The organism is Helicobacter sp. T3_23-1059 (assembly GCF_053654515.1).
The window spans coordinates 1-642 of the sequence record NZ_JBSIUV010000202.1 but is presented as its reverse complement, the minus strand read 5'-3'; the positions used below and the strand labels follow the sequence as shown (position 1 = coordinate 642).

At 28.7% G+C, this 642-nt stretch carries 1 protein-coding gene; it reads right to left on the bottom strand.

What is annotated here, in order from left to right; all coding sequences use genetic code 11:
• Positions 1 to 82 precede the first annotated feature (82 nt).
• The gene (locus tag ACWIX0_RS14055; RefSeq protein WP_454174596.1) at positions 83 to 514 is read right to left on the bottom strand and encodes a hypothetical protein; all 432 of its coding nucleotides are present in this window, start codon (positions 512 to 514) and stop codon (positions 83 to 85) included.
• Between the last annotated feature and the right edge of the window lie 128 nt (positions 515 to 642).

The window sequence follows — 642 nt, the reverse complement described above, 5'->3', positions numbered from 1 at the left end:
TTTCATAACTTAAGACTCCTTTATGTGAGCTTAAGTTAAAGAGAGCCTTTCAAAATATGTCCTTTTATAGTTATCTTGAATCTTAAAAATTATACATAAGCAAATCAAACCAATCTAAATTAGATTCGCTTGAATCCAAACTTGATTCATTTGATTCTAAACAATCCAAATCGCATTCCAAATAATAAATAGGCTTTGATTCGTCTAAATCATTTGAACTAGAATCCATTTCACCAAAAAAACAATCCTCATAAGGTGCGCTAGATTCACTGCCACCTATGAGTAGAATAGAATCTAAAAATACATAAATATTATAATTTTGCAAATCCTCTTTTGTAATGTTTGTAATATTATTAGATTCATCATTTATTGTATTATTTGTATTGTTTGTATTGTTTGTGATAGCTTGATAGATTTGATTGTGGATTGTATAGCAATCTATGGTTGCGTTATTATCACAAAATAGATAAACACTCTTTTTGCTTGCGCTAATTGAAATGATAAAATTTTCCATTACAATTCCTATGAAGCGATAAATACTTGATTTTTACCACCAAAATATAGTCCTTGTATAATTTTACATTTGCCACCCAAACATTGCTCCTCCCATATTTGATTAAGGCTTAAATATGCGTTTGAGTG

Bases quoted from the DNA above. Each gene is read 5' to 3' on its own strand.
- ACWIX0_RS14055 (WP_454174596.1), bottom strand. From the start codon at position 514: ATGGAAAATTTTATCATTTCAATTAGCGCAAGCAAAAAGAGTGTTTAT.